The organism is Streptomyces sp. ISL-11 (genome assembly GCF_018614525.1).
GTDB lineage: Bacteria > Actinomycetota > Actinomycetes > Streptomycetales > Streptomycetaceae > Streptomyces.
Genome location: NZ_JAGGOL010000133.1, coordinates 13,402 through 37,792, shown reverse-complemented (window position 1 = coordinate 37,792; position 24,391 = coordinate 13,402). Strand labels below are relative to the sequence as shown.

The window sequence follows — 24,391 nt, the reverse complement described above, 5'->3', positions numbered from 1 at the left end:
GGAAGCACATGGGGTAGGCGTGGCCCAGGGTGCCGCGCTGCACCAGGTCGGTGCGCTGCACGCGCCGGTGCCGTCAGCCGGAGGGGCTGACATGGAAGCGCACCCGCTCCGCCAGCGCTGCCCGCGCGCCTTCGAAGTCCGCGAGCCGGGCTGCGACTGTCGCCACCGCGAGCCGCTGTGGCAGCGCGGCGGAGAACTTCAAACCGTGCACCGCACGGTGGTCCACGTCCGGCAGCACCAATGCCGCGCCTCCGTCGGTCCTGTCCCGGGCCGCGCGCCAAGTGTCGGGCGTCAGATCCTCCCGCAGCCGGACGTAGCAGTCCGTCGGGCGTTGAACGGGATCGGCGACGGATGACAGCGTCGCCGTAAGCGTGGCATTGGCTCGATACCCGGCCCAGGTCCACCACCGCACGTCCGGGCCCGTCCGTGTCACCAGCGTTCCGCCGGGGTGCACGACGCCAGGTGCGTCGTCCTGCCGCCATTCGGTCAGGCATACCGCTGCCCGGCGGGTCAGAGAGACCGGAGGGTCGGCTCCCAGGAGTACCTCGCGCATGGCGCGGGTGAGCGTGTACGAGAGGCCGCCGAGTGATCCGCTGGTCCATTTGGCGACTCCGCCGCTGTTCACCGGCTCGACGAAGACCCGTTTGCGTCCCCAGTCGATGAAGGTCACCTGCCAGCTGCGGCCGGCCAGCAGCAAGCGACGCGGCCCCGCCCGTTCTTCGGTCAGGACGGCGGGGTCTGTCTGCCCGATCTCTTTACGCCCCGACAAAACGGTGAACTGAGGGGGAGCCGTGAAGGAGGCGGTCAGCTCGATGAAGTGGCGCCGGCCGAAACGCCGCTCGGCCTCTGGGCCGACGAACAGCATCCCGCCATCCTCGTCAAGGAAGCCCTTGCTCACCAAATAGCGCAGGACAGGAGCTGCCGAGCGGTCGAAAGGAGCCAGTCCGTTCCACTGCTCGGACCACAACTGGTCGCCGACCTTGTGCTCCTGGAGTACGGCGGCGAGCAGCTGCTGTGCCACCAAGTGCCGGGGCTGGGGTGGTGCCGTCACCGGCTCGACCCAGCCCTGCCCCCAGAGCAGGAGCAGTGCGGCCGCCTGCAACAGGCTGTCCTTGCGTGTCGCGAGATACAGGCAGTTGCGTGTGGATCCCGGCCGTCGGCCCGTCCGTCCGAGACGCTGAAGGAACGAGGCCACCGTGCCGGGTGCGTCGATCTGGATGACGCGGTCCAGGTCCCCTACGTCGATGCCGAGTTCCAGGGTGGAGGTGGAGACGATGACGCAGTCGCGTGCTTCCGCGAATGCCTGTTCCGACCTGGCCCGCTCCTCCGCTGCCAACGAGGCGTGCGACAGGAACACGGTGACGTCGCGTGCGCGGAGGGCCGCGCCCAACTGCTCCACCTGGCGCCGGGAGTCGCAGAACACCAGGCGCTTCTCGCCCTTGTGCAGTGCTGCGATGAGTTTGGCGGCGTTGTCGAGGGAGCCGACGTAATCGAGTTCCACGTCGCCGGCCGGGCGAGTACGGCCCGAGGCCGCACCGGGCGCGTCGGCGAGGGGTGGAGCGACGACTCTGCCCGGCCGCTCCCCGGCACCGGATCCCTGCAGCCACGTCAGGAGCTGCTGAGGGTTCCCGACGGTTGCCGACAGCCCGATCCGTTGGAGCGGACGTCCGGTGACCCGCTGCAATCGTTCCAGAACAGCCAGGAGGTGCCAGCCGCGGTCGTCGCCCGCGAAGGCGTGCACCTCGTCGATGATGACCGCTCGTACGCTGCCCAGTAGCTGCGCGTGGTCGGTCTTCACACCGATGAGCATGGCTTCCAGCGACTCCGGCGTGGTGAGCAGGACGTCTGGAGGATCGGTGCGAATGCGCTGCCGTTGCGATTCCCTGGTGTCGCCGTGCCACAGGCCGGCGCGTCGACCCAGCCATTGAGCGTACGAGTCGACGCGTGTTACCAAGTTGTTGAGCAGCGCCTTGAGCGGACACAGGTAGAGCACCGATGCGCCGGTCCAGCCCTGTCCGGCCATGGCGGAAAGGATCGGGAAGCAGGCGGCCTCGGTCTTTCCTCCCGCGGTCGGGGCGAGCAGTACGGCGTCCTCGCCGTCCATCAGTGGATTGATCGCGGCCCGCTGAAATGGCCGCAGGTCCGGCCAGCCGAGGGTGTTGACCACATGGTGGAGTACGACCGGATCGAGGCGGTCGGCCGGGTCGGCCGGGTCGGTCATGTTCGGGGCGAGGGAATCACGACTCGGACTGTCCGCGGTGGCCATCACACATCCAGCGCGATGTCATCAGCCGAGACTGCGACCGTCAGATTCCGTTCCACGTCCGTCATTTCGCTGTTGATGATGGTCAACTGGTAGTGGCGCCGGGGATCGAAATCCTCGAACTGGTCGATGCGGTCGAGTACGTCACCGACGAGCTTCTTCAGGAACAGCCTGGGCGCGACACCGGTTTTCCCACCCAGGGCTCCGCCGACGGCACCGGCGAGCTCTGCGATGTATGCGTCACTGGCGAGCGCCGCGATGCGATCGGGGGCGGTGGCGCCGGCCATGTACAGGTCCCGGATGGAGCCCCCCAGTTCTATGAGCGATTCCTGGGTGAAGCCGGGCAGCCGGAGCTGTACCGCGCGAGGATTGTCGAAGCGCGGATCGGTGGTGAAGTCGGTGGCCAGGCGTTGGGCCAGGGGCGCGAGGCGCTGGACGCCCTGGCGGCCGTCGTAGAACGCGGGGGTTCCGGTGATCACCAGGTAAAGGCCGGGGAAGCGCCCCGAGTGCACCTCGTCGATGAGTTGACGCAGTGCGTTGAGCGCCTTGTCCCGGGCATCCGACCGCACGCGCTGGAGCGTCTCCACCTCGTCCAGGACCATGAACAGTCCCCGGTGCCCCGAGTCGCGCAGCACGGTCAGCAGGCCCTGCAGGAACCCAAGCGCGCCGAAGTGGTCGAGGTCGCCGCGTACTCCGGCCGATCGACGTGCGGCCGCGGCGACGTGCGGTTGTCCACCCAGCCAGGCCAGGACGGCGGCGGCTGTGGCCTCGTCGCCCGCGGCAAGAGCCGACCGGTAACCGCGCAGGGCGGTCGCGAAGGACGGGGCGTGCCGGGACACCTCGGCGAGTCGTGCGGCTAGAAGTATCTCGACCTCATCGGCGAGATCCTCCTCACGCGCTCCGGCCGCGAGAGCGTCCTCCTCCAGAGCGTAGAACCAGGCATCCACCACCGGCCTCAGCGCACTGGGAGGGAAGCTCGCCGTGGACAGCCGCTCGGTCAGGCGCCGGTAGACGGACTCAAGCCTGTGGAGGGGCGTTTCGGTCTCCGAGATCTGGACCTCGGCCACGGCGAAGCCGAGCCGCTTGGCCCGCTCACCCAGCCACCGGGTGAAGAACGTCTTGCCGGAGCCGTACTCGCCGCGTACGGCCTTGAAGACCGAGGCCCCGGAAGCCACCGCGTTCAACTCGTCGTCGAGTGCTGTCTCGAACCGGCCCAGGCCGGTGGCCAGCAGATCCAGCCCGGTCTCGGGTACGGCGCCGCGGCGCAGGGCGTCGATCACTGCCCGGCGGCGTGCCGTGCTGGCCTGGGCGGAACGGGAGGACGGAGCGGTACTCACGTTCACCAGTGTCCCATTGAGCCGACGGCACCGGGGGCGGCCTGAAGTGAAGCGTTTCAGCGGGCAACTCTGTTGACTGCCGCATCGGCACCTTGATCTAATCGCTGCCCGCGCGGACGAGCGCGCAGAGCGAGGGCGGGGTAACAGAAGCGTGGCTGGACTCGATAATGTAAGGCTCAAGAAGCTTCTGGCTGATGTAGCGTCAGGAGGGGTGCAGCTCCCTGACTTTCAGCGCGACTGGAAGTGGCAGGACGATCGAGTCCGCGCCATTATCGCGACGGTGACGCTCGACTATCCCCTGGGTGTCGTGATGACCCTGGAGACGGGCGGGGCTTCCCCGTTCCGGTCCAGCGCTCTCACCGGAGCGCAGTTCCCGGAGGAGACGGAGCCCAGCCTGCTGCTCCTCGACGGGCAGCAGCGCCTCACCTCGCTGTTCCAGGCGTTGTTCCAGAACGAGCCGGTGAAGACCAAGGACCAGCGGGGCAACCCTGTTCAGCGCTGGTACTACGTCGACATCGAAAGGGCCGTCGGCTCTCCTGCGGACCGCGACGAGGCGATCGTCTCCGTGCCCGAGGACAAGATCCTCCGGACGAATTTCGCGCGGGATGTCGTGCATGACCTCACCAGCACCGTGGGTGAATGCGCAGCAGGGCTGTTCCCGCTGCACATTGTTTTCGACACCCCTGCGGTGAACTCCTGGCGACGGGTGTACGAGAAGGCGGACGACAGGCATTTCGACCTGTGGAGCCGCTTCGAGGAGCAGGTCCTCGAGCATGTGCGTTCTTTTCAGGTGCCCATGATCAAGCTGGCCGCCTCGACCTCCATGGACGCTGTTTGCGCAGTTTTCGAGCGGGTCAACACGGGAGGTCTTCCCCTCGACGTCTTCGAGCTCCTGACCGCCACGTATGCCGGTGACCGCGCCTACCGGGAGCGGGAGGGCACCTACTACCAACTGCCTCAGGTGTGGCAGGGCATCAAGGCGGGCCTGGCGGAGCAACATCCGGTGTTCGGCCGCATGGACGTGGGTGTCGACGACGGGCTGAGCAGCAGTGACTTCCTGCAGGCTGTCGCGCTTGTGCGTACGTGGCTGCGCAAGCAGGACGGGCTGGGCACAGGCGTCTCCTGCAAGCGCCGGGACCTCCTCGAACTGCCTCTGGCGGATTTCGAGAAGCTGGCCCCGCTGCTGACGGACGCGTTCGCCTGGGTCGGTGCCTTCCTTGAAAGGCAGAGCATCGTGCGTGTGACCGATCTGCCCTATCGCACGCAGCTGGTTCCGCTCGCGGCGGTCCGTGCCATTCTCGGTTCGGAGACCGATACGCTCGGCGCCGAGGACATGATCACCCAGTGGTATTGGTGCGGGGTGCTGGGCGAAATGTACGGCGGTTCCACCGAGACACGCTTCACGCGCGACGTCGAGCAGCTTGTGGCCTGGATCCGGCGTGTAGGTGTCGCACCCGAGACTGTCACCGACGCGTACTTCTTCTCCGAGCGTCTGGACACCCTCACCACCCGCAACAGTGCTGCCTACAAGGGCATTTATGCCCTGCTCATCAAACAAGGGGCAGTGGACTGGCATTACACGAACGCACCGCTGAAACCGGCTCTTCTGGACGAGTACGGGGTGGACATCCGCCATGTCTTCCCCCGCGCCTGGGTGCGCAAGCGCGGGACCGACAACCGTTACCCCGTCAACTCCATCGTCAACAAGACGCCGTTGTCCCTGCGGGCCGCGCAGTCCTTGACCGGCCCACCGGCCTCGTGGCTCGACTCCCTGGCCATGGCGGCGGACATGCGCCGCGAATGGTTCGACGACGTCATCGCCACGCATCTGATCGACCCGTACCTGCTGCGGGAGAACGACTACGAGACGTTCTACGTCGCTCGGGCCGAGCAGTTGATGAACATGGTGTACGCGGCCATGGGCAAGCGGACGATTCTGCGTGACCTGACGGACGACAAGGCGGTCCGGTGAACCACAGGCCCAGCCGTCAGGAACTGCTCGGGTTCAAGGGGTCCGAGCTTCCTCTCAGGGAATTCCTCGACCTTTTCGGGGAGCGGGTACGCCGGCCTGCGAATGTGTACAGCATCGGGCAAGCGATGAGCGATGCCGGACTGGCAACCCTCCCGGACTTCGCCACCTGCGGGATGGGCGACAAGGTGCAGGTCGTCGCGCTCGTCACGGCCGTACCCCAAGCCCGACAGAGCGAGGTCGATGCTCCCGAGGGCGAGTCGTTGCCGTCCAGCGCGCTGCCACGCCGTCTGCTGATCGGCGACCTGCCATCCGCTCGAGCCGGCGTGCGAAGTGTCTCGGTCAACAGCGCTCTGTCGCAGGTTACCTATCTCATGCGCCACAGGGGGTGCGATCAGGTACCCGTCACAACGGGTATGACGACCCTGCATGGCGTCATCACCTGGCGCTCGCTGGCGCTCATGTACGAGCGGGGGAAGGAACCGACGCTCGAGAATGCCATGCAGCAGGAATCCCTGCCGGTAGCCGACGGACGGCAGGAGTTCTTCGCCTGCCTGCCGGAGCTCATCGAGCAGGGGTATCTATTGGTGCGACGGGATGACGCCAGCCTGTCCGGCATCGTCACCCATGCCCATGTCATCGACCGTTTCAAGAGCGCGGCCTATCCGTTCTTCCTGCTCGGGGAAATCGAGTCCCTGCTGCGTCGATGGCTGGGGACCAGGCTCAGCGAAGAAGCAATCTTGGCTGTCCAGGCCAACAAGAAGGCAGAGCTCCGCACGGGCAAGGTCGGCGACCTGATGTTCGGCGACTATGTGTGTCTGGTGGACGGGGAGCAGAGGAAGACGTCCTTGGCTCAGCGCGCAGACCTCAACTGGACGGCTCTGCAGTGCGATTCCCTGGACCGCGTGCAGTTCGTCCGCCACCTGCAAAAGGTGCAGGAGATCCGGAACCGGATCGCCCACTTCGACGCGGAACCGCTGCCTCCGGAGGCTATGGAGGAGCTGACCGCCTTCACTGCCCTGCTGCGTGACTACGTCGGTTGAAGCTCGACTGAAAGCACAGCGACGTAGTCACGTGCGCGTCACACGCCGAACTGCATCCGCAGCAAGTCGCTGTGCAGGCGGAGTGTCCTCCCGTCCGGCAGTGTCTCCAGGACCTGCACTCCGTCGTAGTTGAGGAGCTGACGGAGGATCGCGGCGAACCCGTCGGCCCGGGTGGCGGGGTAGCCCACGCGCTGTGCCACGGCCGTAGTCGGGAGGGTTCCCGCGCCGAGGAGAGCCAGCAGCGCCTTCTCGACCTTGTCCTGCGGCGGCTTGCGGCCGAGCAGGCCGACCTGTCCCTGGTAGGTCTCCGAAGCGACGAGCGCGGCGACCAGGGACTCGTCCGGCGCCACCAGTGCCGTGGCGACGAGCGCGTCTTCACCGTCACCCGCCGGCACGAGCACGACGTCGAACAACGAGTCGTGCTTCTCGGCCAGCTCGGCCTGCGCCTTCGTCGGCTTCTGCCGGTGCGGTTTCGTCGGCGCGGAGGCCGGTCGGGTCCGCGCCGTGGCGGGGAGGAGCCGCTGTTCCTCCAGATGCCACCATGCCGGCCGCTGATCGCCCAGCTCGCGCCAGTCCTTGGGCGGCGTCGCGCCGAAGGGCAGGAACGCGAGCAACGGGATGGCGAACTCGGCCAGGGACGCACCACCGTGGTAACCCGCCTTGAGAGCGGTGTAACGGGAGTCCGCGTCCCACAGAGCGACGATCGAGGAGCCGGGCTCGGGCCAGACCACACGCGGCCCGGAGAGTTCGACCTCGTTCTCGCCCACCGGGCCGCCCGGAACGCGGTGCCGGGCGGACTCGGGAGCCTGAGCCTCCGCCCTGACGCCGTGCCGGTCCACCACATGTCCGTGATCGCTGGTCAGGAGTACGGCCATCCCCTGCGCGGCCGCCACGCGCAGCAGTTCCAGCAGCCCGGGGATGTGATCGGCCTGCCAGGCCCCGTCCCCGAGCTTCCGCTCCTTGGCGAGCCGGTCGTCGATGCCGTTCAGGACGACCGCGACATGCGTACGCCCGTCGGCGAGCGCATCGGTGAGGGCAGGCCCGAAGGTGTCCCCGGTGCCACCACCCCGCAGATCATCCTTGTGGAAGACCGACGCAGGCTCCCCGCCCCAGAACTTGTGCGTCGGGAACATCCGCTTCTCGTCCGCCTGCGAGCCCTTCATCAGCTTTCCCGCGAACAGGGAGGTACGGGAAACGGAGGTCACCGTCGGCAGCGCGGCGGCCATGGCACGGCGGCACGGCTCATCACCTTCCATGAACGGGTCGAACTCCGCCCACGAAGCGCGGAGTTCCTCGGCCAGTTCGCTGGCGATGGCGGCGCTCATCCCGTCGAGGACGAGCAGCAGGAGGCGCCGCCCGGCACCACCCTTCACGGCCGGCCTCACCACCCGGTCGAGGAACGTCTCCACGGTGAGCATCGAGCCGGTCGGAGTGCCCGCGGCCGTCCAGGACGCCAGCGTGTGCGCGAAGCCGCGGTCGATCCCGTGGCGGCGCTTGCGGACCCGCGCGCCGAGCGCGTCGTACGCGGACTTCAGCACGGGGTCGGGGTCCCCGCCGGCCTCGATGTGCTCGAGCGCCCAGTCGGCCCATCCGGTCTCGGCGATCTGCCGCTTGACGGCAGCGGCCACCGTGTCGGACTCGACGGCCGGGTCGCTCGCCAGCCACTGGGCGAGGCGCTGCCCCATGCGGGCCCGTTCGACGCGCGCCCGCATCTCCGGCACAGCGGACCGCTTGTGATCGCCAAGGGAACGGACGGCTTCCGTGAGAGGGCCGGTGCGGTCGGCTGCCAGCGCTCGCCCCACGGCCGCGAACCTGGCTTCCAGACCCGCGGGGAGCACCGGGCTCGCCTCCGCGGCGGTCTCCGCACCGAACTGGCAGACGAGAGCGGATGCGCGATCCAGCACGGTCTCGGTGATCCGGCGGGCCTCCCGGACCTCCTCCGGAGGACCGCTCGTACCGCGTGCCGCGGAGGTGAGCAAGGCGCAGACGTAGTCCTCCGAAGCCCGTCCGAGCGCGGATGCCAGGGCATCGAGCTGTTCACCGGTCGTCGGCGGCTGCTCCCCGAACCAGCGCTCGGCGCGCCCCCGCGCCCGGTAGACGTCCGCGTCCGGAGCGGCGTGCAGCCAGAGCGCGGCGCAGACCAGTCCGAACGCGACCGCGTCCGCACCGTGCTCGGCCCCGGTCAGAGCGAGAAGGGCCCGCCCGGCCAAGCCCGCCTGCTCCTCTTCGCCGAGGAACGCGGCCAGGCCCTCGCGCTCGGGGCCGCGCAGCTGGAGAAACCGCTCGGGGCCGCCTGCGGTGAGGGACCAGGCGAGCAGGGCCTGGGTGTCGAGGCTGCTGTCCGCCGGGCCGCGTCCCGAGCGGGCGGGTTCGTTATCGCAGGCGTACTGGCCCAGCCGTAGGCGCCGCAGCGCCAGGGCGGACAGAGCCGTGCGCCGGGACAGCATGCCACCGGCGATCGGTGGCCAGTCACGGGGCGGGTTGGCGTCCAGGAGCGCTTCCGCGGCCCAGTTGGCGTCCTTCAGGCGCGGGTCGACCTGCTGGGCACCGAACGTCTCGCGGACCACGTCCCAGCTGTCCACGGCCTCGATGCGCTGCTTGCGGGCGCGGGCCAGGACCGCTGGGTCGAGTTCGTGCTCTTCGCGGTCGGTCAGCACCACGAGAACGCCGGGCCCGGCCGCATCGTCGGCGAAGTGCTGGAGGAGCAGCTCGTGGACGGCGAGCGGGCTGGGCGCGGCTGCGATCCGCGCCGTCTGCCCGTCGCCCCACAGGGGTTCGGCGGGCCCGTCCCACTGGGGCACCGAGCGCAGGAGCACCGCCCACCGCTTGCCGTCTCCACTGAGGGAGGCAGCGAGCGAGGACTTGGACGACAGGTACTGGGTGACGGTCGCGAGGTTCAGCCGTACCGCGACCGAGGTGGCGATTGCGCTCATGCGTCGACGACCCGCCAGGTGATCTCGACGGTGGCACCGGGTTCCCGCGAGGCCAGCTCGGCCAGGTCCGCCCGCAGTTCGGCCACTGCTTGCGCCGCCGTGGTGCGCGCGCCGCCGGACAGGCGTCGCACGTGGACTGGCCTGCTGCCTGATGTCGACGGCACATCCTCCGGGACGGGCGGGTGGCTGGTCTCCGTGCTCAGTGACACGTCCCCCGCCGTCCTGGGCGCGGGGATGGACGGAGGCGCGACGGCGCGCGACGGCGCGGCAGCTTCCTGATTGCGCTTGATCAGCGCCAGCACCTCGCGCTGCGTGCGTGCCAGGGCCTCGCGCAGGTCACCGGCCCGCTGGTCGACGCGGGCGACGTTCCGCAGCGACTCGAGGAGCGCCTGCCCTTCCGGACCCGCGGCCGAGGCCAGCTCCAGCGTGGTCCAGGATGCCGAAGCCAGTGCTTCGGCCACTGCCTTCGCCTGCGTGACCGAGGTGCCGTAGCGGTCCGCGCTGACCGCGCCGAGGTCGAAGGAGGCGAGCGCTTCCACCGTCTTCTTCGCCCCCGCCGACCCCTGGCCCGCCGCCCGGGTGAGCTCCTTCAGCAGGTCGACGGCCCGCCGGGCCAGGGCGAGACGTCCCGTCTCATCGGAATCGTCGAGCCCCAGGAAGGCGGCGTGCTCTTCGAGCCGGCGTACGAGCTCGGAGGCCGACTCCTGGCAGGCGCGAGCCTGCTCGGTGATCTGGCGGGCGAACTGGTTGACCATGCGTCCGCGCCGCAGCGTCGGCGCCTTCTGCCCGAAGACCGATTCGAAGCGCTGCCCGGCCGTCTCCCAGTGCTCTTCGGAAGGCAGCGGCTGGCTGCGCAGCGTGTCGCGGTCCTTGATCGCGGACAGCTCCGGGGCCGGATCGAGCGGCATGCCTTCGCGCACCCACACCCGGTCGTCCATCTCGGCGAAGGAGGCGACCACGAGCTTCGCGAGGAAGCCGGGCAAGCCGCGCGGTTCGGGCTTGTCGGTCCAGTCGGTAAGGGTGATCAGAGAGAGGTCGCCCGTGACGCCTTTCCCACGGGCGAGCTGACGGAAGTGGTCCGCCCAGTAGGGGGACAGCTCGAAGTACGCCTCCTTCTGCTGCCCCAGCCGCAGGGGATCGGCCACCCGCCGCATCAGTTCGCGGTCCGCGGCCGGCACCTCGGTGCGTTGGTCGCGGGCCTCGGCAGCGGCTCGGATGTGCGTGAAGGCCCTCCGCGCGTCGGCCGGGGCGAGCGGCTTCCTGGAGTTGTCGGGGCCGAAGTCGGGGTGGGCCGGATACTGGCCGGCGAGCAGCTTGCCCGCGATGTGCCGGATGCCTTCGTGCAAGGACTGGCCGAGGGAGAAGGTGAGACCGTCGACGTCCCGCAGCGACTCGAGATGGTCGCTGAAGCCCACCTCCACGTCCGTGGCCTTCTTCTCCGCGAGCCCGTACGCCTGCTTGAAGGACGCCTTGACGTTCTTCAGGAGAGCATCCCGTTGACTCTCCAGGAGCCCCTTGGCGCGGGCGCGGTTGTCCGCGTTGAGATGGCTCGCGTAGTGGGTGTCGAAGCGCTGCTCGTCGGCGAGCGCCTTGTCGATGACGACCAGGCGGCAGAAGTCCGCATACCTCTGGCTGGACAGGTGTGTGGGCAACCAGGCGACGACGCGGGATCGCTCGCCCTGCTGCTTGTCGCGCAGCCGCCGCATCCGGTTGACGTCCTCGACCGGTCCGTACTCGCTCTCGTCGAAGGGCAGGTCGACGACGATCCGCCAGCGGTCGTCCGTCTGGGGCTCCAGGTCGTGGTCGGGCAACTTGTCCTCGTCGGCGACATTCCCGAAGAGCACTTCGACGGTGCGCTCTGTGCCCCGCCATACGAAGTTCAGCTCGTCGACGAGCTTTCCCTGCTCGATGCCGAGTTCCTTCGCGAGGATTCGCTTGGCGAGCGCCTCGCGGTTGTTCGGGTTGTCGTTGACATTGGCGTTGGCTATGACGGAGTCGACGTCGACGCCGGAGAGTTCGAGGCGGACACCCGGGTTGGCGTCCGTACCGGTCTCCTTGATCTCCGGGAAGCGCCCCGCCCACTCGGCGATTTTGTTCTTGAGGATGCCGTACTCGCGCCCGGGGATCGGGGAGACGACCGATCCGTAGTTGAGGGCGGAGAGCCGCCGGATCGTCAGGTCGGCAAGGGCGGGCACGCTCGGGACGAGCGCGGACAGCAGCAGCGTGCCGACGATCCGGTTGTCGCCCACGAACGCCATGGCCCGGCCGCGCAGGTCAGGGTCGGTGATGCTGTCCGGGCGGCGTGTGTACTGCTCGACGTCCTCGTCCGTGACGTTGTACGTGGCGAGGAGGTAGGGACGCAGCTTGGTCCGGTAGAGCTTGTCGGCCGCTTCGAAAACGACCTTCAGGCTGTCGGTGAAGGGCTTGTCGCCGCCCGCGGTGATCAGCGGATAGAGGTCTCCGACCGGGATGAGATCGCCCAGGCGCAGCTCGTTCCGGCGGTCGGCGAGCAACTGCCCCATCAGCTTCATACCGGTCCGGTTGCGCTGCAGAGCGGTGGAAACGTGGACGAGGGTGTCCATGAACGCCGGCGAGAAGGGGTACGTGAGGCGGAAGCTCGCCTCGTCCGCGCCCACACCGCCGGAACCGCGGTCGGAGCCGAGCAAGGTGTCCCAGACTTCCCGGCGGACCTTGCGAGTCGTCTCGAACCGGGTGTTGATGAGCGCGGCCGCCTCGGGGCCCTTGGGCCGGAGGAGCCGGGCGCGTGCGATCTGGGGGAGGTTGCGGTCCTCCAGGATGATCGTGTCGAAGCGGCCCGACGCCAGGTTCAAGGTTCCCTGGATGGACGACTCGGCCGCGCCGGACACCTCCTCGCCGACGAGCTCGCGCAGGTCGCGCTGGCGGGCGATGAAGGAGATCACCGGGATGGCGCGGCGGGCATCGGCGCTCTCCACGAAGTTCGTGATCTTTCCGGCCTCGCGGGCGACGAACTTCTGATCGTGAATGAGGGTGGCGAGCCACAGGATCAGCTCGTCCAGGAAAAGGATCAGCCCGTCGTAGCCGAGCGACTTGGCGTGCTCGGCGACCACGGACAGGCCGGCGTCGAGCGAGACGAACCCGTGCTCGTCCTCGGCCGCGTTCTTCGCGAAGCCCGGCAGCAGGTTCGTGCTCGCGTCCTGGACGAGCCGTGCCCGCAGCTCGGCGGGCGTCGACGGGCTCACGAGGTTGAGCGCCCGGCCCGACTCGTGGACCTCCTCGGCGGCGAGGGCCGTGTCGAGGAGGGGCGGTGTCCAGGCGAAGGACTCACCCCACTCGTCGTCCTCGTCGGAGCCGGCTGCTTCCACCGAGGCGAGGCCCTTGATGACGGCGTCGTCGCCCATGCGGGCCCGCATGGCCTGGATGTCCTCGAAGAGAGAGTCCGTCCGGTACACCTGCGGAGTGGGCGCCTCGGGGTGCAGCTTTTTGACGTGGCTGACGTAGCCGCCGAGGACGCGCTGCTCCATGGCCTTGGCCCCGAGCATGTGGTACGGCACGAGCAGGAACTTCTTCCCGTCCGCGGTGAGCCACTCGTGCTTGGTCAGGAGCGGGTCGAACTCGGTGCGGGTGCGGGCGGCCTGGCTACCGCTCAGCAACGAGTGCAGCACGGCCATGAAGTGCGACTTACCGGAACCGAACGAGCCGTGCAGATAGGCGGCCTTGGAGCGGTGTCCGTCGAGGGCCGCCTTGATGAGCCCCAGGGATTCGTCGAAGTTCTCCAGCAGCCGCTCGGTGACGACGTAGTCCTTGAGCGCGCGCTCCGCGCCCTCCGGGGTCGTCGCCTCGGACAGTTGCAGGACGAAGTCCGAGGTCGAGATGGACTCCTTGATGTCGATGACATCGCGGAGCAGGGGCTGCTGCTGGGCCATTGCGGACTCGCTCTCCTTCGGCGCTTGCGCTTGCGCTGCGCTGCGTGGCGGGGGTCGTCGCTGAGCGTGGGGGTGACGACTCCTCAGAGTATTGTCCTATTGTCCCCTGGTGTTGGTACCGGCGCTCTTGTTGCCCAGCCGCGACCTTGCGTCATGCTGTGTGATGCGCACCATGGTTGAGGGTTCGAGGGCGGTCTTGGGCGCTGCTCCAAGGCGAGCTGAGTCCGAGGCATACGTGTGCATAGCGCGCCACGGCCCCCGCCGTGGTGGTCGGTCGGGGGCCGTGGCCGGCTGCGGGTTGGTCACTCCATCAACGTCGCGCGCCAGAAGCGCTGGGCGATCTCACGGTAGGCGGTGTGGGAGGGGTGTCGTCCGCTGTGCGTGAAGGCCCAGTTCCGCGCCTCTTCGAACTCCTTGCAGGGGCCGGAGCGGTCGAAGCAGACGCCGCACTCCAGGTCGTGCGTGATGAGTGGAACGGCGGGGATCTTCTCCTGGCCGATTTTCCACCGGGCGGATCGGATGACGGATCGGCTCACTTCCCCCACCTGCTCCCCGCGTTCGCGGCCTGCACCTTGGCGCCCAGCTTCTCGGCGTCCGTGGCGGGGCGGGTGTTGTCCGGGTGCGCGTCCCATTCCCGGCCGCCTCGGGGTGATCGGAGTTGGATGGATGGGCCTTCGTGTCCCATGACTTGTCCGACCTTGTTTCGCTGCGTGTCCATCACGTACGAGCCGATTGCGGGCCTACTGCGGGCGTTGTGGCTCACCGGACGCCTGCTTCCGCGCCACCTGTCCGGCAAGTGGCCATATTAATGCCGTGTGCGGTGACCCAGGTGGTGGTTCTTGGCGCCCCGTGGTGGGGCTCGTTGGCGCAGCGGGGGCACCTTGGCGCACGTGGCGCCAGCGGGAGTGGGGGTGTCTGTGCCGCGTGAACGGGTCGGCTGTCGCGGTTGCGTCGGCTGAGGGGGTCGGGTGCGAGGAGCGCCCTCACCCATTCGAGATAGCGAACGATAAGGTTGACCACTGTCGACCTGCTTCCTTCAGGTTGGCCACGCCCCGGAACCGGTCGGACGGTTGCCGGGGTTTTTCGTTCCTCTGTACGGCCGGGCTTTGGGCATAGGAGTGCCCGGGCAGGCTTGACCAAGATCACTGAAGGTGATCGGGGTGAGCACTCCGCGTAGCATCCAATGCAAGTGATGCATGGCGCAACCCAAACGAACGGAACATGTTCCAAGATCATTTAATGGCGCTAGGCTGTCTGGACTTCCATGCAGGTGAAGGGGGTTGAGGACGTGTCAGAGCCACGCCCAACTGTGCGCCGTCGTCGCCTGGCTGCGGTGCTGGCCAGGCTGAGGGAAGAGGCGGGTAAGTCGCCCGAGGACGCAGCCGAGCGTATTGGGTGCCATCGTTCGAAGATCAGTCGAGTTGAGAACGCACGGCTTGGAATGTCGCTTGGGGAAGTGCGGGACCTGCTTCGCTTCTATGGCGTGGATGACCCTGACTATGTGGAAGAAGTGGTCAACCTCGCGCGTCGGAGTAACGAGCGGGGTTGGACGCAGCAGGTCGGTCTCCAAATTCCTTCGTATGTCGACTACATCGACTACGAGGAGACCGCCGACCATATCCGCTCGTTCGAGCCCATGGTTGTGTCCGGCCTCTTGCAGACTGGCGATTATGCCCACGCTTTGCTCAAAGCGGAACCGGCGGCGCTCTCAAGTGAACGCATCGCCGAGTTGGTTGAAGTCCGTATGCGCCGTCAGGAAATCCTCGTCCGCGATGCACCTCCGCGTGTGTGCGTGGTGCAAGGTGAGGCTGCTCTACGCGCCCAGGTCGGGGATCGAGCAGTTATGGCGGATCAGCTGAATCACTTGGAAGAGATCGCGCAGCGTCCCAACATGGAACTGCAGATCTTGCCGTTCAGTGCTGGAGCTCACGTCGGGGTCTTGGCAACGTTCGTGCTGCTCAGCTTCCCGACGCCGACGTTCTCTGACATCGTGTGCCTGGAGCACCTGACGGGAACCGTCTATATGGAGTCTCCAGAGGAGGCGAGCGCCTATGCGCTTACCTTCGATTCGCTGCGATCAACTGCCTTGAGTCCTGTCGAAAGCCTCGAACTGATCAATCAGATCAAGCGAGAGCTGTAGCTCCAAAGTTACTTGAGAGGTTACAAGGATGCTTCCTCGCGAGCTTCACGGTATCCATTGGATAAAGAGTACATATAGCGGAAATTCCGGTCAATGCGTCGAAGTGGCTGACAGAAGCAACGGTTTTGTGAGCGCGCGCGACTCCAAGGCCGTGGATCGTCCGGCTCTGGTGATTGGAGTCAGAGCATGGGCCGAGTTCATAGCGGGTATAAGGACCGGATCCGTCTCGGGCGTTGGCTGATTCCTCCTTCGGTTCGGCCTTGCCGTCGACTGCGGATTGCTTAACGAGGTGGCCCCGTGATCCAGGTTGATCGCGGGGCCATCGATCTCTTCGAACGGGCTACTTTTTGGCGGTGCGGCGTCCGCGAGCGGCGGCAGCCGGACGCCAGGCGCCCAGGTCTTCGTCAGTCAGCCCGTGCTCGCCCTGCACCATCTGCCGGTCGCCCCGGAAGAATGCTGCGGGGGAGGAGCTGAAGGCGGGGTCGAACTCGTCGTGCCACTGGTCCAGCCAGGGCTGAAGCTCCAGCAGGCCCGCGAGGAACGGCGCCAACTCCTCCGTGGTCAGATCCTCGTGAGAGGCGATGTACGCGTCCAGGGCGTATGCCTGCTCCTGGTGATCCCAGCCGGCCCAGCCGTACAGGTCGGGCGTGGGCACGTTGCTCTGCCCGTACGAGATGAACCGCTCCTTGGGTACGTCGAGCTTGCCGCGGGCTCGCCAGTAGGAGGGGCGCAGGAAGTCGGCCGACGTGTACTTCGGCGGTACGGGGATGGAGTCCCGGATCTTCTTCTTGGCGGGCTCGTCTGTCTCGGCGTCCTCCTTGCGCTGGAGGTCCCAGACGTGTTCCCAGTCGGCGCGCTTCTTCAGGCCGGAGGGCTTGTAGCGCAGGGCGGCCAGGAACGGGACGTGTTCGTCGGCCATCAGCTCGGCGACGACGGCGGGGAGTTCCTTGCGGGGGGCGTAGAGCTTGGCGACCGAAGCGAAGTCCTCGTCGCGTGAGAGTGCGTCTGTGAGGCGGGAGAGGGTGACGAGGGCGGGCATGCCGTTCTCGTCGTACCAGTGGTCGCGGTTCTCGACTCGATCGAGAAGCCAGGACCGCAGGGCTTTCTCTTGGAGCGAGTCCCATCCTTCGGTGGCCCAGCGGCGTTTGTATTCCGGGCGCTCGATCATGCCGATGGCGCGGCTCGACTCGATGGCGTCGATACGCTTCTGGACGATCTCGCGGTAGGCGGCTGGCCAGTGGGCGGGGATTTCCGTGATGGGGGTGGAGCCGTGGCGCTTGAACCACTCGTCGCTGGCTTCGCCTGCGGCGACGCGGCGGGCTAGGACGATTTCGAAGGCGCGCTCGCCGAGGGCGAGGTCCGGGATATCGGGGGAGCTGGGGTCCTTGGAAACGTGTAGGCCCTCGGGGAGCAGGTTGTAGAGCGAATAGACCTGCCAGTCCAGCTCCTCTTGGAGAGCGATCAGGCGGGTGCGGGTGGAGTGCCAGATGTCGCGTCTCTGCCGGAGGGCTGGGGTGCTGGGTACTGCCTGGGAGACAATGACGGAGGGGCTGGCGGCGGTGAGTTGTCTGGCAAGGCTGTCCAGGGCAGTGGCGAGCAAGATGGGGTATGCAGAGGGAAGAGGGAACTCTTGGAGCTTGGTACCGGTGAACTCGTAGGTCCACGACCAAGGCTGGTCTGACTGACCGCCACCGGACTCGGGACTGCCTCCCTTGGGGTAGCTCACCATTCGAAGCCAGAAGCCAGCGGTGGAGCTGTTGAGCAGCCCAAGTAGCCGCAGATGTTCCTCCGTGCTTGCCCCTTCCCGTAGTTTGATTACCGGCGCCGACTGCTTAAAGACCTTACCGCCCTGATCCAGGACAAAATGGTTGTGTGTGGCTACGAAGGCGAAAGTGATGGACAGCGGAGATCGGTATGCAGATGGGGTGAACTGCATGTAATCCCACCATCGAAGCCCGGCGTCAGCCATGTCACCCTGAAAGGTGCGCCGTGCTTCGAGCACGCGTCGTAACGCCCAGAGATCGGTCGCCAGCTCACCGGGTTGGAGCTTCTTTGAGTAAGGAAACCAGATACTCTCCTCTGGTTCGGCAGCCCAGTCTCGAACGATTTCGCCGATCACGAGAGGCTGCAGTCCTCCGCGGTTCGCAACCGTTCGAAACGTGCTTCGCAGCGGTCGGATATACGCCTCATCTGCCCCAGCGCGAATGGCGCGCCCAATCGGGGGGCGGATGGCTGCTTTGAGCCGTTGCGCGCCTCCCTCGCTAAGTTGCTCGACCATCTCAAGACCGCCGTCAGCGAGAATCCAAGGTTGACTACCGAAGTAGCGCTTCCGCTCGAGATCACCGACAGAGACCCAGGGGCTCACCGAACCAGGCATATCGATCTGGGTGACGATAGCGTTCCAGACCAGCCCGTCCTCTGCGTTATCAGGTGCGGCAGGTTCCCCCTGAATGCTTCGTACTGTACGAATCGTGGCGGATCGCTTGTTGCCCCCACGCCGTCTGCCAATAAGGATGGCTGTCGGGGTCCCGTGCCCGGGAATGTATGCGCCTGAGGTGTCGATGACCTCAGTCAGCTCCAACAAGTGCCCGAAATGAGTCTCAATCAGCCTGGTGCCGAACTCCCGCTTCATAAACGAGTTCGCGGTAATCTGTCCGACCATGCCGTATCCGCGTCCAGCGCTAGCATCCCCGACCTTAGCCAGCTCGAAGAACCGCTGAGCAAACGGAACGGACAGTGCGTAAGTTCCCTGGCAAGCATCGTAGAGCTTCCGATACAGCTCGTTGAGCTTCTTGTCCTTCACCGTGATGTACGGCGGATTGCCGACCACCACGTGATATCGCCCCTCCCGCAAAATGTCCGGATGCTCTTGCACGTCCTCCGTCTCGTACTTGAACTCGGCGAGTTCGTCCGCACCTTCCTCATCCGACTCATCAAACAGATTGCCCTGCCGACCCCGGCGCTTGATCAGCGAGTCACCCACCGCCAAATGAATCGGCCACTCGTACTTGCTCGCCTCCGCCACCGTCCGCAAGCCACTCGCCGCCATAGCAGCCACCAGCAACCGGAACCGCGCAATAGCCACCGCGAACGGGTTCAGATCAACCCCGTGCACCGAGTCCAGCGCATCCCGCACCCGCTCGTGCACATCCCGCCCCGGCTGGCCATCCGCCCACAGCCGCACGAGCCGCCGGAACGCCCCCAGCACGAAGTGCCCCGACCCACACGTAGGGTCGATCATCTTCAGGCCCTCGTACCCGAATTCGCGAACCGCCGGATCCATCGTCCGGTCGAGGATGAACTCCTCCACGAACTCCGGGGTTTGCAGCAGCGCGTACGTCTTCCGGGCCGCCTCGCTCAGATCCTGGTACAGGTCCCCCAGGAAGCGCGTGTCCCAGCCCTCCGTACCGTCCTCGTTCAGCAGGTCCGTGAAGTCGTGGACGAGCGAACCAGCTTCATTCCGCTGCCGCCAGAACTCGATCAAATCCCGGGCTCCATCGTGTGACAACGGAACCTGGTACAGCGGGTTGTGCCGCTGGTCGAAGAGCAACTGGCCCGCCTGTCCGGCCGCCAGCTCCTCGAACGCGCGCTCAATCCACCCACGGAAGGTCGGATCCTGATCCGTCGCCACGTACTCCTGGTAGCGCGCCAGCCCCAGCTCCCGCCGATCGTCTTCTGGCGCCGTCAGATAGGGCTCCGGAATCAGCCGGTTGTCCTCGCAGAACCGTACAAAAACAGTACCCAGGACCCACGCCACCGCGACCTGCGTGATCCGGTCGTCCAGCCAGGAGTTCCACGTTGCCGCTGTACGGCCCAGCTTGCGCGCGTGGTCGTACTCGGCGCGCAGCCGGTCGCGGACCTCCCCGACTGCCTTCACCTGCTGGGCCAGGTCGGACTCGACCGCCTTGACCTGTCGCTTCAGGTCGTTTAAAAGAGCCTTGCGGTCGATCACTTGACCTCTCCCTCAGTGTCTTGAGTTTCTTGAGCGTTCACGACCTGGGTTCCACCGGACCGGTGCGCGTTGTCCACCCACGAGTCCGGAATCTCGATCCACTCACCCAGGCCGGCCTGGTACGCCACCGCGACGTGTCCCAACTTCGGTTCCCGCGCCGGGTCGCCCTGCGGGACCAGGAGCCACAGGCCCCGCCCGCCCTGCCGGGAAGCCTCCGCCAGTCGATAGAGGAGGCCCATCGCGTCGTACCGGGCGAATACCGCGACCTCGGTCAGGAGAACCGGGCCGGATCCCACCCCCGCCTCCGAAGTCGAACCACCGTCCAGCAGGGCGCGTACCCAAAGCTCCACCGCGCCCCACGCCGTCCGTGCGTACTCCGCGAACTTCAGCGCGCCCCGCGATCCCGGCTCCGCGACGTCCGCCTTCAGCAGCGTCTCCCAAGTCGGTTTCGTCCCCGGGGGGACGAGCGCGTGCATGGCCTCCAGGAACAGTTCCGTCACCGAGACGACCTCGGTACCGAACCGGTCCGGCCGTTCAAGCTCCCGTACGGCGTTCCGCGCATTGCCCTGACGTACCGTCAATACGCGGTAGCCGTCCCGTCGCGCGGAAGCGGACAGCCGTTCCTCGGCGCGGACGGCACCCGCGAGCTGCGGGTTGTCGGAGTAGCGCGTCACGGTGTCGACGTCCGTCGACCGGCGCCAGGCGTCGTTCGTCAGGTAGCTGGACGCGTGGTCCATGCGCTTGGGCAGGTAGCGCGGAGTCCTCGTGCCCTCGCGCGTCGACAGCGTGAGATCGAAGCCCGCGTCGCGCAGCGCCTTGGTCAGCGGGCCGTCCGTCGGCAGGGCGTGCGTGAGGAGGCCCCGGCCGTCCTGGACGACGAGTTCGGGGAAGCGGGCCCGTACCCGCTCGTGGACGGCCTCGACGGTGAGGCCGGGCTGCCGTGCGTCAGGCACACCGGGGATCAGCGGAACGAGCCCCGCCTGGGTGAGCCGCAGCGCGCGCACCAGGGGCAGGTCCCGGGGGTAGATCTCCAGACGCGGGGTGGCCGCCGCGTTGACGGAGGCCGCTGCCGCCAGTTCCACCAGGCGGCGCTCGTCCCACTCCACCGTGCCGGGCGGCGGGGTGAGTGCGCCGAGCTCCGCGAGAACCGTCGCCGCGGTGGGCAGCGTGTCCAGCTTGGCGAGGCGGTCGGCGGTACGGCCCAGTCTGGTCGCGTAGTCGAGGAGCCCGGGTGCGCTCGGGGTGTCGGGGGAGTCGTCCTCCCGTACGTCGAGAGCGAGCAGGCCGGCCCCCAGGGACTCCTCCGTGGCCTTGCGGTTGGGCTGGTGCCGGAACTCGGCCTCGTCCGGCTCGAGTTGCTCCACCTCGACCACGGCCCGGACCGCGGCGAGAGCGAGGGCACGGCGCTGTTCGCGCCGGGACAGCTGCGTACCGCGTCGTACGGCGAGCGCGTCGGCGATCTCGGCGGCGGGCGCGACCCGGCCGAGGCTCGCGAGCAGGTCCATGACCTCCTCGCGCAGTGCCTGGACCGCCGGGTGCTTCTTCCAGCGCTTGCGCTCCTCCTTGAGCATCTGCGGAATGCGCCCGGCGGACAGACCGAGCTCGTCGGCTACGTCCTTCTGCTTGGGCCAGACGCCGATGCCGGGCAGCTCGCCGCGCTCGTCGGGCAGGCGCAGCAGCAACCGGACCATGTCGACCTTGTTGCGGTTGGAGCCGTTGTTGTTGAGCTCCGGAACGAAGACCGTGGCGAGGGTGTCGAGGCTGACCGAGCGCAGTGCGGAACTGCTCAGGCCACCCGCACCCTCGCGGGCGGCGAGAGCGTCGCGTACGGCTGATTCGGCGGCGGAGAGCTGCTCGAGCTCCTCCTTGGCCTCGGCCCGGCCCCGCGGGGTCAGCGGCGAGACCGGCGCTTCACGGAGCCGTTCGCCCCACTCACGCTGGCGTCGCTGCACCTCGGTGCGGGTCTTGTTGCCCAGGCCCGGCGCATTGAGGAGCTTGCGGTGGCTGTAGTCGAGGAGGCCACCGACGGTGGTGATGCCGAGTCCGTAGAGGAAGGACTCGGCGGCAGGAGTGAGACCGGCGGCAGACAAGTGGGTGTCACGGGTGACATGGGCGGCCAACTGCTCACGCTGCTGTTCGGCGGTGAGCGGCTCGGCGTCCGCGAGAGCGGCCTGCCCCTCTGCGTCCTGCCCGCCCGTCTCGGCGGGGTGGCGGGAACGATGGGTGGACGTCACGGTCTGCGCGGCGTCCAGGAAGACCTTCTTCCAGGCGTCCCGCATCGGCTTCAGCTCGGGGAAGCGCTTGGCGGCGTCCCGGTGCAGAGCCTTACGGAAGAAGGCGACCAGGCCGTCCCGTACCGCGGGCTCGAAGGCGTCGGCGGCGATCGTCGGGAGGGTGAGTTCCTCCGCTGTCGTCATTTTGGGCAGCACGGACCCGTTGCCCCACTTGGGCAGCTCGCGCGAGGCCATCTCGTGCAGCGTGACCGCGACCGCGTAGCGCTCGGCGTGCGAGTCGTAGGCGGTGCGGGTGAGTTCGCCGATGAAAGGGTCGAGGTAGCCCTCTGTGCCGGCCTCGTAGTCCTTGGCCGGGTAACCCGCCAACGAGAAGTCGATGAGCACGAGTTCGCGGGTGCGGTTCGGGCGGACGCGGATGACGATATTGTCCGGCTTGATGTCGCGGTGCCAGACGCCCTCGCCCTCGAGGAAGTCGACGGCACCGAACAGGTAGTCGCCGTACGCCTCCAGCTCGTCGAGCGGCAGGCGGCCCCTCTCGCGGAGCTGGCGGGCGACCGTCTCCTCGCGGCGGCGCGTCCGGGTGCCGGACTCGGAGCCGCCCTCGCCGGTCTCCTCGCGCTCGTCACCCACGTACTCCAGGGCGAGCACTGTACGGTCCGCGATGCGCAGCGGCTCCGGCTCGATCAGGCGGATGATGCGGGAGTCGGGACGGAGACGACCCATGACCTCGGCCTCGCGGACCAGGATCTCGCCCCGCGTGTCGGAGAGTGCCACCTTGAGCACGGCCAGCGGGCGTGACTTGCGGGCCTCGGCCTCCAGGTCGCGCACCAGGAAGGCACGGCTCGTCGAGCCCGTACCGAGGCGGCGGCGAACCTCCCAGCGACCGCCGAGGACGTTCCCCGCGACGGCTTCCAGGGGGTCCTTCTCGGGGACCTCGGGGGCAGGGGGAGCGGCCGGGGACGTGAGTGTGTCCTCGACGAGCTCGAGCATCTCCAGGAACTCGTCCACGGACGACAGGCGTTGCTCGGGACGGTAGGCGGTGGCCGCCTGCACCAGCTCGTCGATGTCCTCCGACAGCCCGTCCACCAGCGAACTGGGGCGCAGCCCCTCCCCGGCCTCGAGACGGGCGCGGAGCTCGGCCTGACTCGCGCCCGGCGCCTTGCCGGTGACCAGCAGATACGTCAGGACACCGAGGCCATAGACGTCCAGCGACACCGGATCGGCCTTGAGGGCGGTGAGTTCGGGTGCGAGATACGGGTCGGAGCCTTCCGCCACGTGCATGGCGGACAGGGCTGTGGGCGCGAACCGGCTCATGCCTTGTGCCTGGCCGCCGGCACTGCGCTGCGCGGCGATCTGCCAGTCGGATATCTGCAGGAAAGGGGAGAGCCATGCCGCCTCTTCGCCGATCGCCTGCCCCTTGGGGCCCCGGTTGCGGGGGATGACATGCACGGAACGGGCCGCCAGGGCCCGGTGGTGAATGCGGCTGGAGTGCGCGGAGCGCATGGTCTCGGCCAGCTGCCGGACGAGCGCCATGCGGCCGAGGACGTCGAGCTGCAGCCCGTGCTGGAGCAGGTACTCGTCCAGGCGCAATGTCTGTGGGTGATAGTCGAAGATGAGCGCGGGGCCCGCGGAGTGCCCGGACGGGTCGTACTGCTTGAGCTGGACGGCACCGGGGTGCCGGAAGCGCCGCAGGACCGCGGCCTCGCGCCGGGCGGCGCGCTCCACCGACTGGCGGATGGAGGCGTCCGAGCCGCGCTCCCGCAGATAGATGCGCACCCGCGCCAGCTCCGGCAGCTCGCTGTGCTTGGCCAGGTAGTCGGCCCAGGTCGGCCCGGAGTCGAGAGCCTTTCGCTCCAGCTGATACGGGCCGACCTTGTAGTCCGCGTCACTGGGGCGGATGCCGGTCCGGTCGAGGGCCGCCTTGATCTCGCGTGAGTCGATGGCGGTGATGCGGTGCCGCTCGTCACGCGGTGGCTGCTTGAGCATCTCGACCAGTTCGTCCACGGTGTGGACGCCATTGAGGTCATTGGCCGGCAGGCGTACGCGTAACGCGGCGTCGGTGAAGCAGACGGCCTCGCCCACCCAGATGCGTTTGCCGTGCTGCTTCAGCAGCCCTGCGAGCTCCTTCGCCTTCTTGTTGGCCAGGTGCAGGGGATTGCCGTGCGTCTCGCGACGGCCTTTGGGCTTGGTCTGGACCCAGGTGCCGTTCTCGCTGGTGACCGAGCCGTGCCAGTCCTTGAGCTCGATCAGATACATGCCGCCGGGGGCCACGACGAGGAGGTCGACCTCCCGGACGTGCCCGCTGTTCGCGGTGAAGGCGAAGTTCGACCAGGCCCGCCACGGGTCGGAGTCGGGTAACCGCTTGCGAATGGCTTCCAGGCCACGGCGCTCGTGATCGAACCCCGACTCGGTGACCGTGGTCCACCGGCCTTCACGCAAAGCACTGCCCCCCGGCTTCTTGGCACGTGTAGTGAACAGTCGACCGCCTGATGCCGTCTCAGCAGCGCAACCGTCGTAAGCCCCCGGGGGAATCCTAGCGGCGGGTTCCGGCATGGATGGCCCTCATGATGACGATGGAGAGTGCGCTGAAGTCATCAAACGGCGTAAAACAGGCG

At 67.6% G+C, this 24,391-nt stretch carries 11 protein-coding genes; 4 read left to right on the top strand and 7 right to left on the bottom strand.

Going from position 1 to position 24,391, the window contains the following annotated elements; translation table 11 throughout:
- Nucleotides 1–73: 73 nt before the first annotated feature.
- Both J7E86_RS24365 and brxD read right to left on the bottom strand, forming a co-directional pair.
- Nucleotides 74–2,266: a DEAD/DEAH box helicase gene (locus J7E86_RS24365; protein WP_215084224.1), complete on the bottom strand. Its 2,193-nt coding sequence runs from the start codon at nucleotides 2,264–2,266 to the stop codon at nucleotides 74–76.
- Complete coding sequence (brxD, locus tag J7E86_RS24360) at nucleotides 2,266–3,600, bottom strand: BREX system ATP-binding protein BrxD (protein ID WP_215084221.1); 1,335 nt, start codon at nucleotides 3,598–3,600, stop codon at nucleotides 2,266–2,268. Before brxD ends, J7E86_RS24365 begins: the two co-directional genes overlap by 1 nt.
- Nucleotides 3,601–3,751: 151 nt before the next feature.
- Here brxD and J7E86_RS24355 point away from each other — a divergent pair, with 151 nt between their 5' ends.
- Nucleotides 3,752–5,572: a DUF262 domain-containing protein gene (locus tag J7E86_RS24355; protein ID WP_215084219.1), complete on the top strand. Its 1,821-nt coding sequence runs from the start codon at nucleotides 3,752–3,754 to the stop codon at nucleotides 5,570–5,572.
- Entirely contained in the window at nucleotides 5,569–6,612 is a 1,044-nt protein-coding gene (locus J7E86_RS24350; protein WP_215084218.1) for a CBS domain-containing protein, read from the top strand. Before J7E86_RS24355 ends, J7E86_RS24350 begins: the two co-directional genes overlap by 4 nt.
- A gap of 38 nt (nucleotides 6,613–6,650) precedes the next feature.
- Here the strand turns inward: J7E86_RS24350 and pglZ are convergent, their stop codons facing one another.
- The 3 genes from pglZ to J7E86_RS24335 form a co-directional block, all read right to left on the bottom strand.
- Nucleotides 6,651–9,545 (bottom strand): BREX-2 system phosphatase PglZ, encoded by a 2,895-nt coding sequence (gene pglZ, locus J7E86_RS24345; RefSeq protein ID WP_215084216.1) that lies wholly within the window; start codon nucleotides 9,543–9,545, stop codon nucleotides 6,651–6,653.
- Nucleotides 9,542–13,450 (bottom strand): phage resistance protein, encoded by a 3,909-nt coding sequence (locus J7E86_RS24340; protein WP_215084214.1) that lies wholly within the window; start codon nucleotides 13,448–13,450, stop codon nucleotides 9,542–9,544. Before J7E86_RS24340 ends, pglZ begins: the two co-directional genes overlap by 4 nt.
- A gap of 302 nt (nucleotides 13,451–13,752) precedes the next feature.
- Nucleotides 13,753–13,986 carry a hypothetical protein gene (locus tag J7E86_RS24335; protein WP_215084212.1) on the bottom strand — a complete coding sequence of 78 codons (234 nt, stop codon included), beginning with the start codon at nucleotides 13,984–13,986 and terminating at the stop codon, nucleotides 13,753–13,755.
- Nucleotides 13,987–14,783: 797 nt separating this feature from the next.
- On the opposite strand from J7E86_RS24335, the gene J7E86_RS24330 reads away from it, so the two are divergent.
- On the top strand, nucleotides 14,784–15,590 hold the full coding sequence (locus J7E86_RS24330) for a helix-turn-helix transcriptional regulator (RefSeq protein WP_308312713.1): 807 nt from the start codon (nucleotides 14,784–14,786) through the stop codon (nucleotides 15,588–15,590).
- A 28-nt stretch (nucleotides 15,591–15,618) separates the two neighbouring features.
- Complete coding sequence (locus J7E86_RS24325; protein WP_215084210.1) at nucleotides 15,619–15,831, top strand: DUF397 domain-containing protein; 213 nt, start codon at nucleotides 15,619–15,621, stop codon at nucleotides 15,829–15,831.
- Between the two features lie 99 nt (nucleotides 15,832–15,930).
- Here the strand turns inward: J7E86_RS24325 and pglX are convergent, their stop codons facing one another.
- Nucleotides 15,931–19,542, bottom strand: a complete 3,612-nt coding sequence (pglX, locus tag J7E86_RS24320) for a BREX-2 system adenine-specific DNA-methyltransferase PglX (protein WP_215084208.1) — start codon at nucleotides 19,540–19,542, stop codon at nucleotides 15,931–15,933.
- Entirely contained in the window at nucleotides 19,539–24,215 is a 4,677-nt protein-coding gene (gene pglW, locus J7E86_RS24315) for a BREX system serine/threonine kinase PglW (protein ID WP_215084207.1), read from the bottom strand. The genes pglX and pglW overlap by 4 nt, the downstream gene beginning before the upstream one ends.
- Between the last annotated feature and the right edge of the window lie 176 nt (nucleotides 24,216–24,391).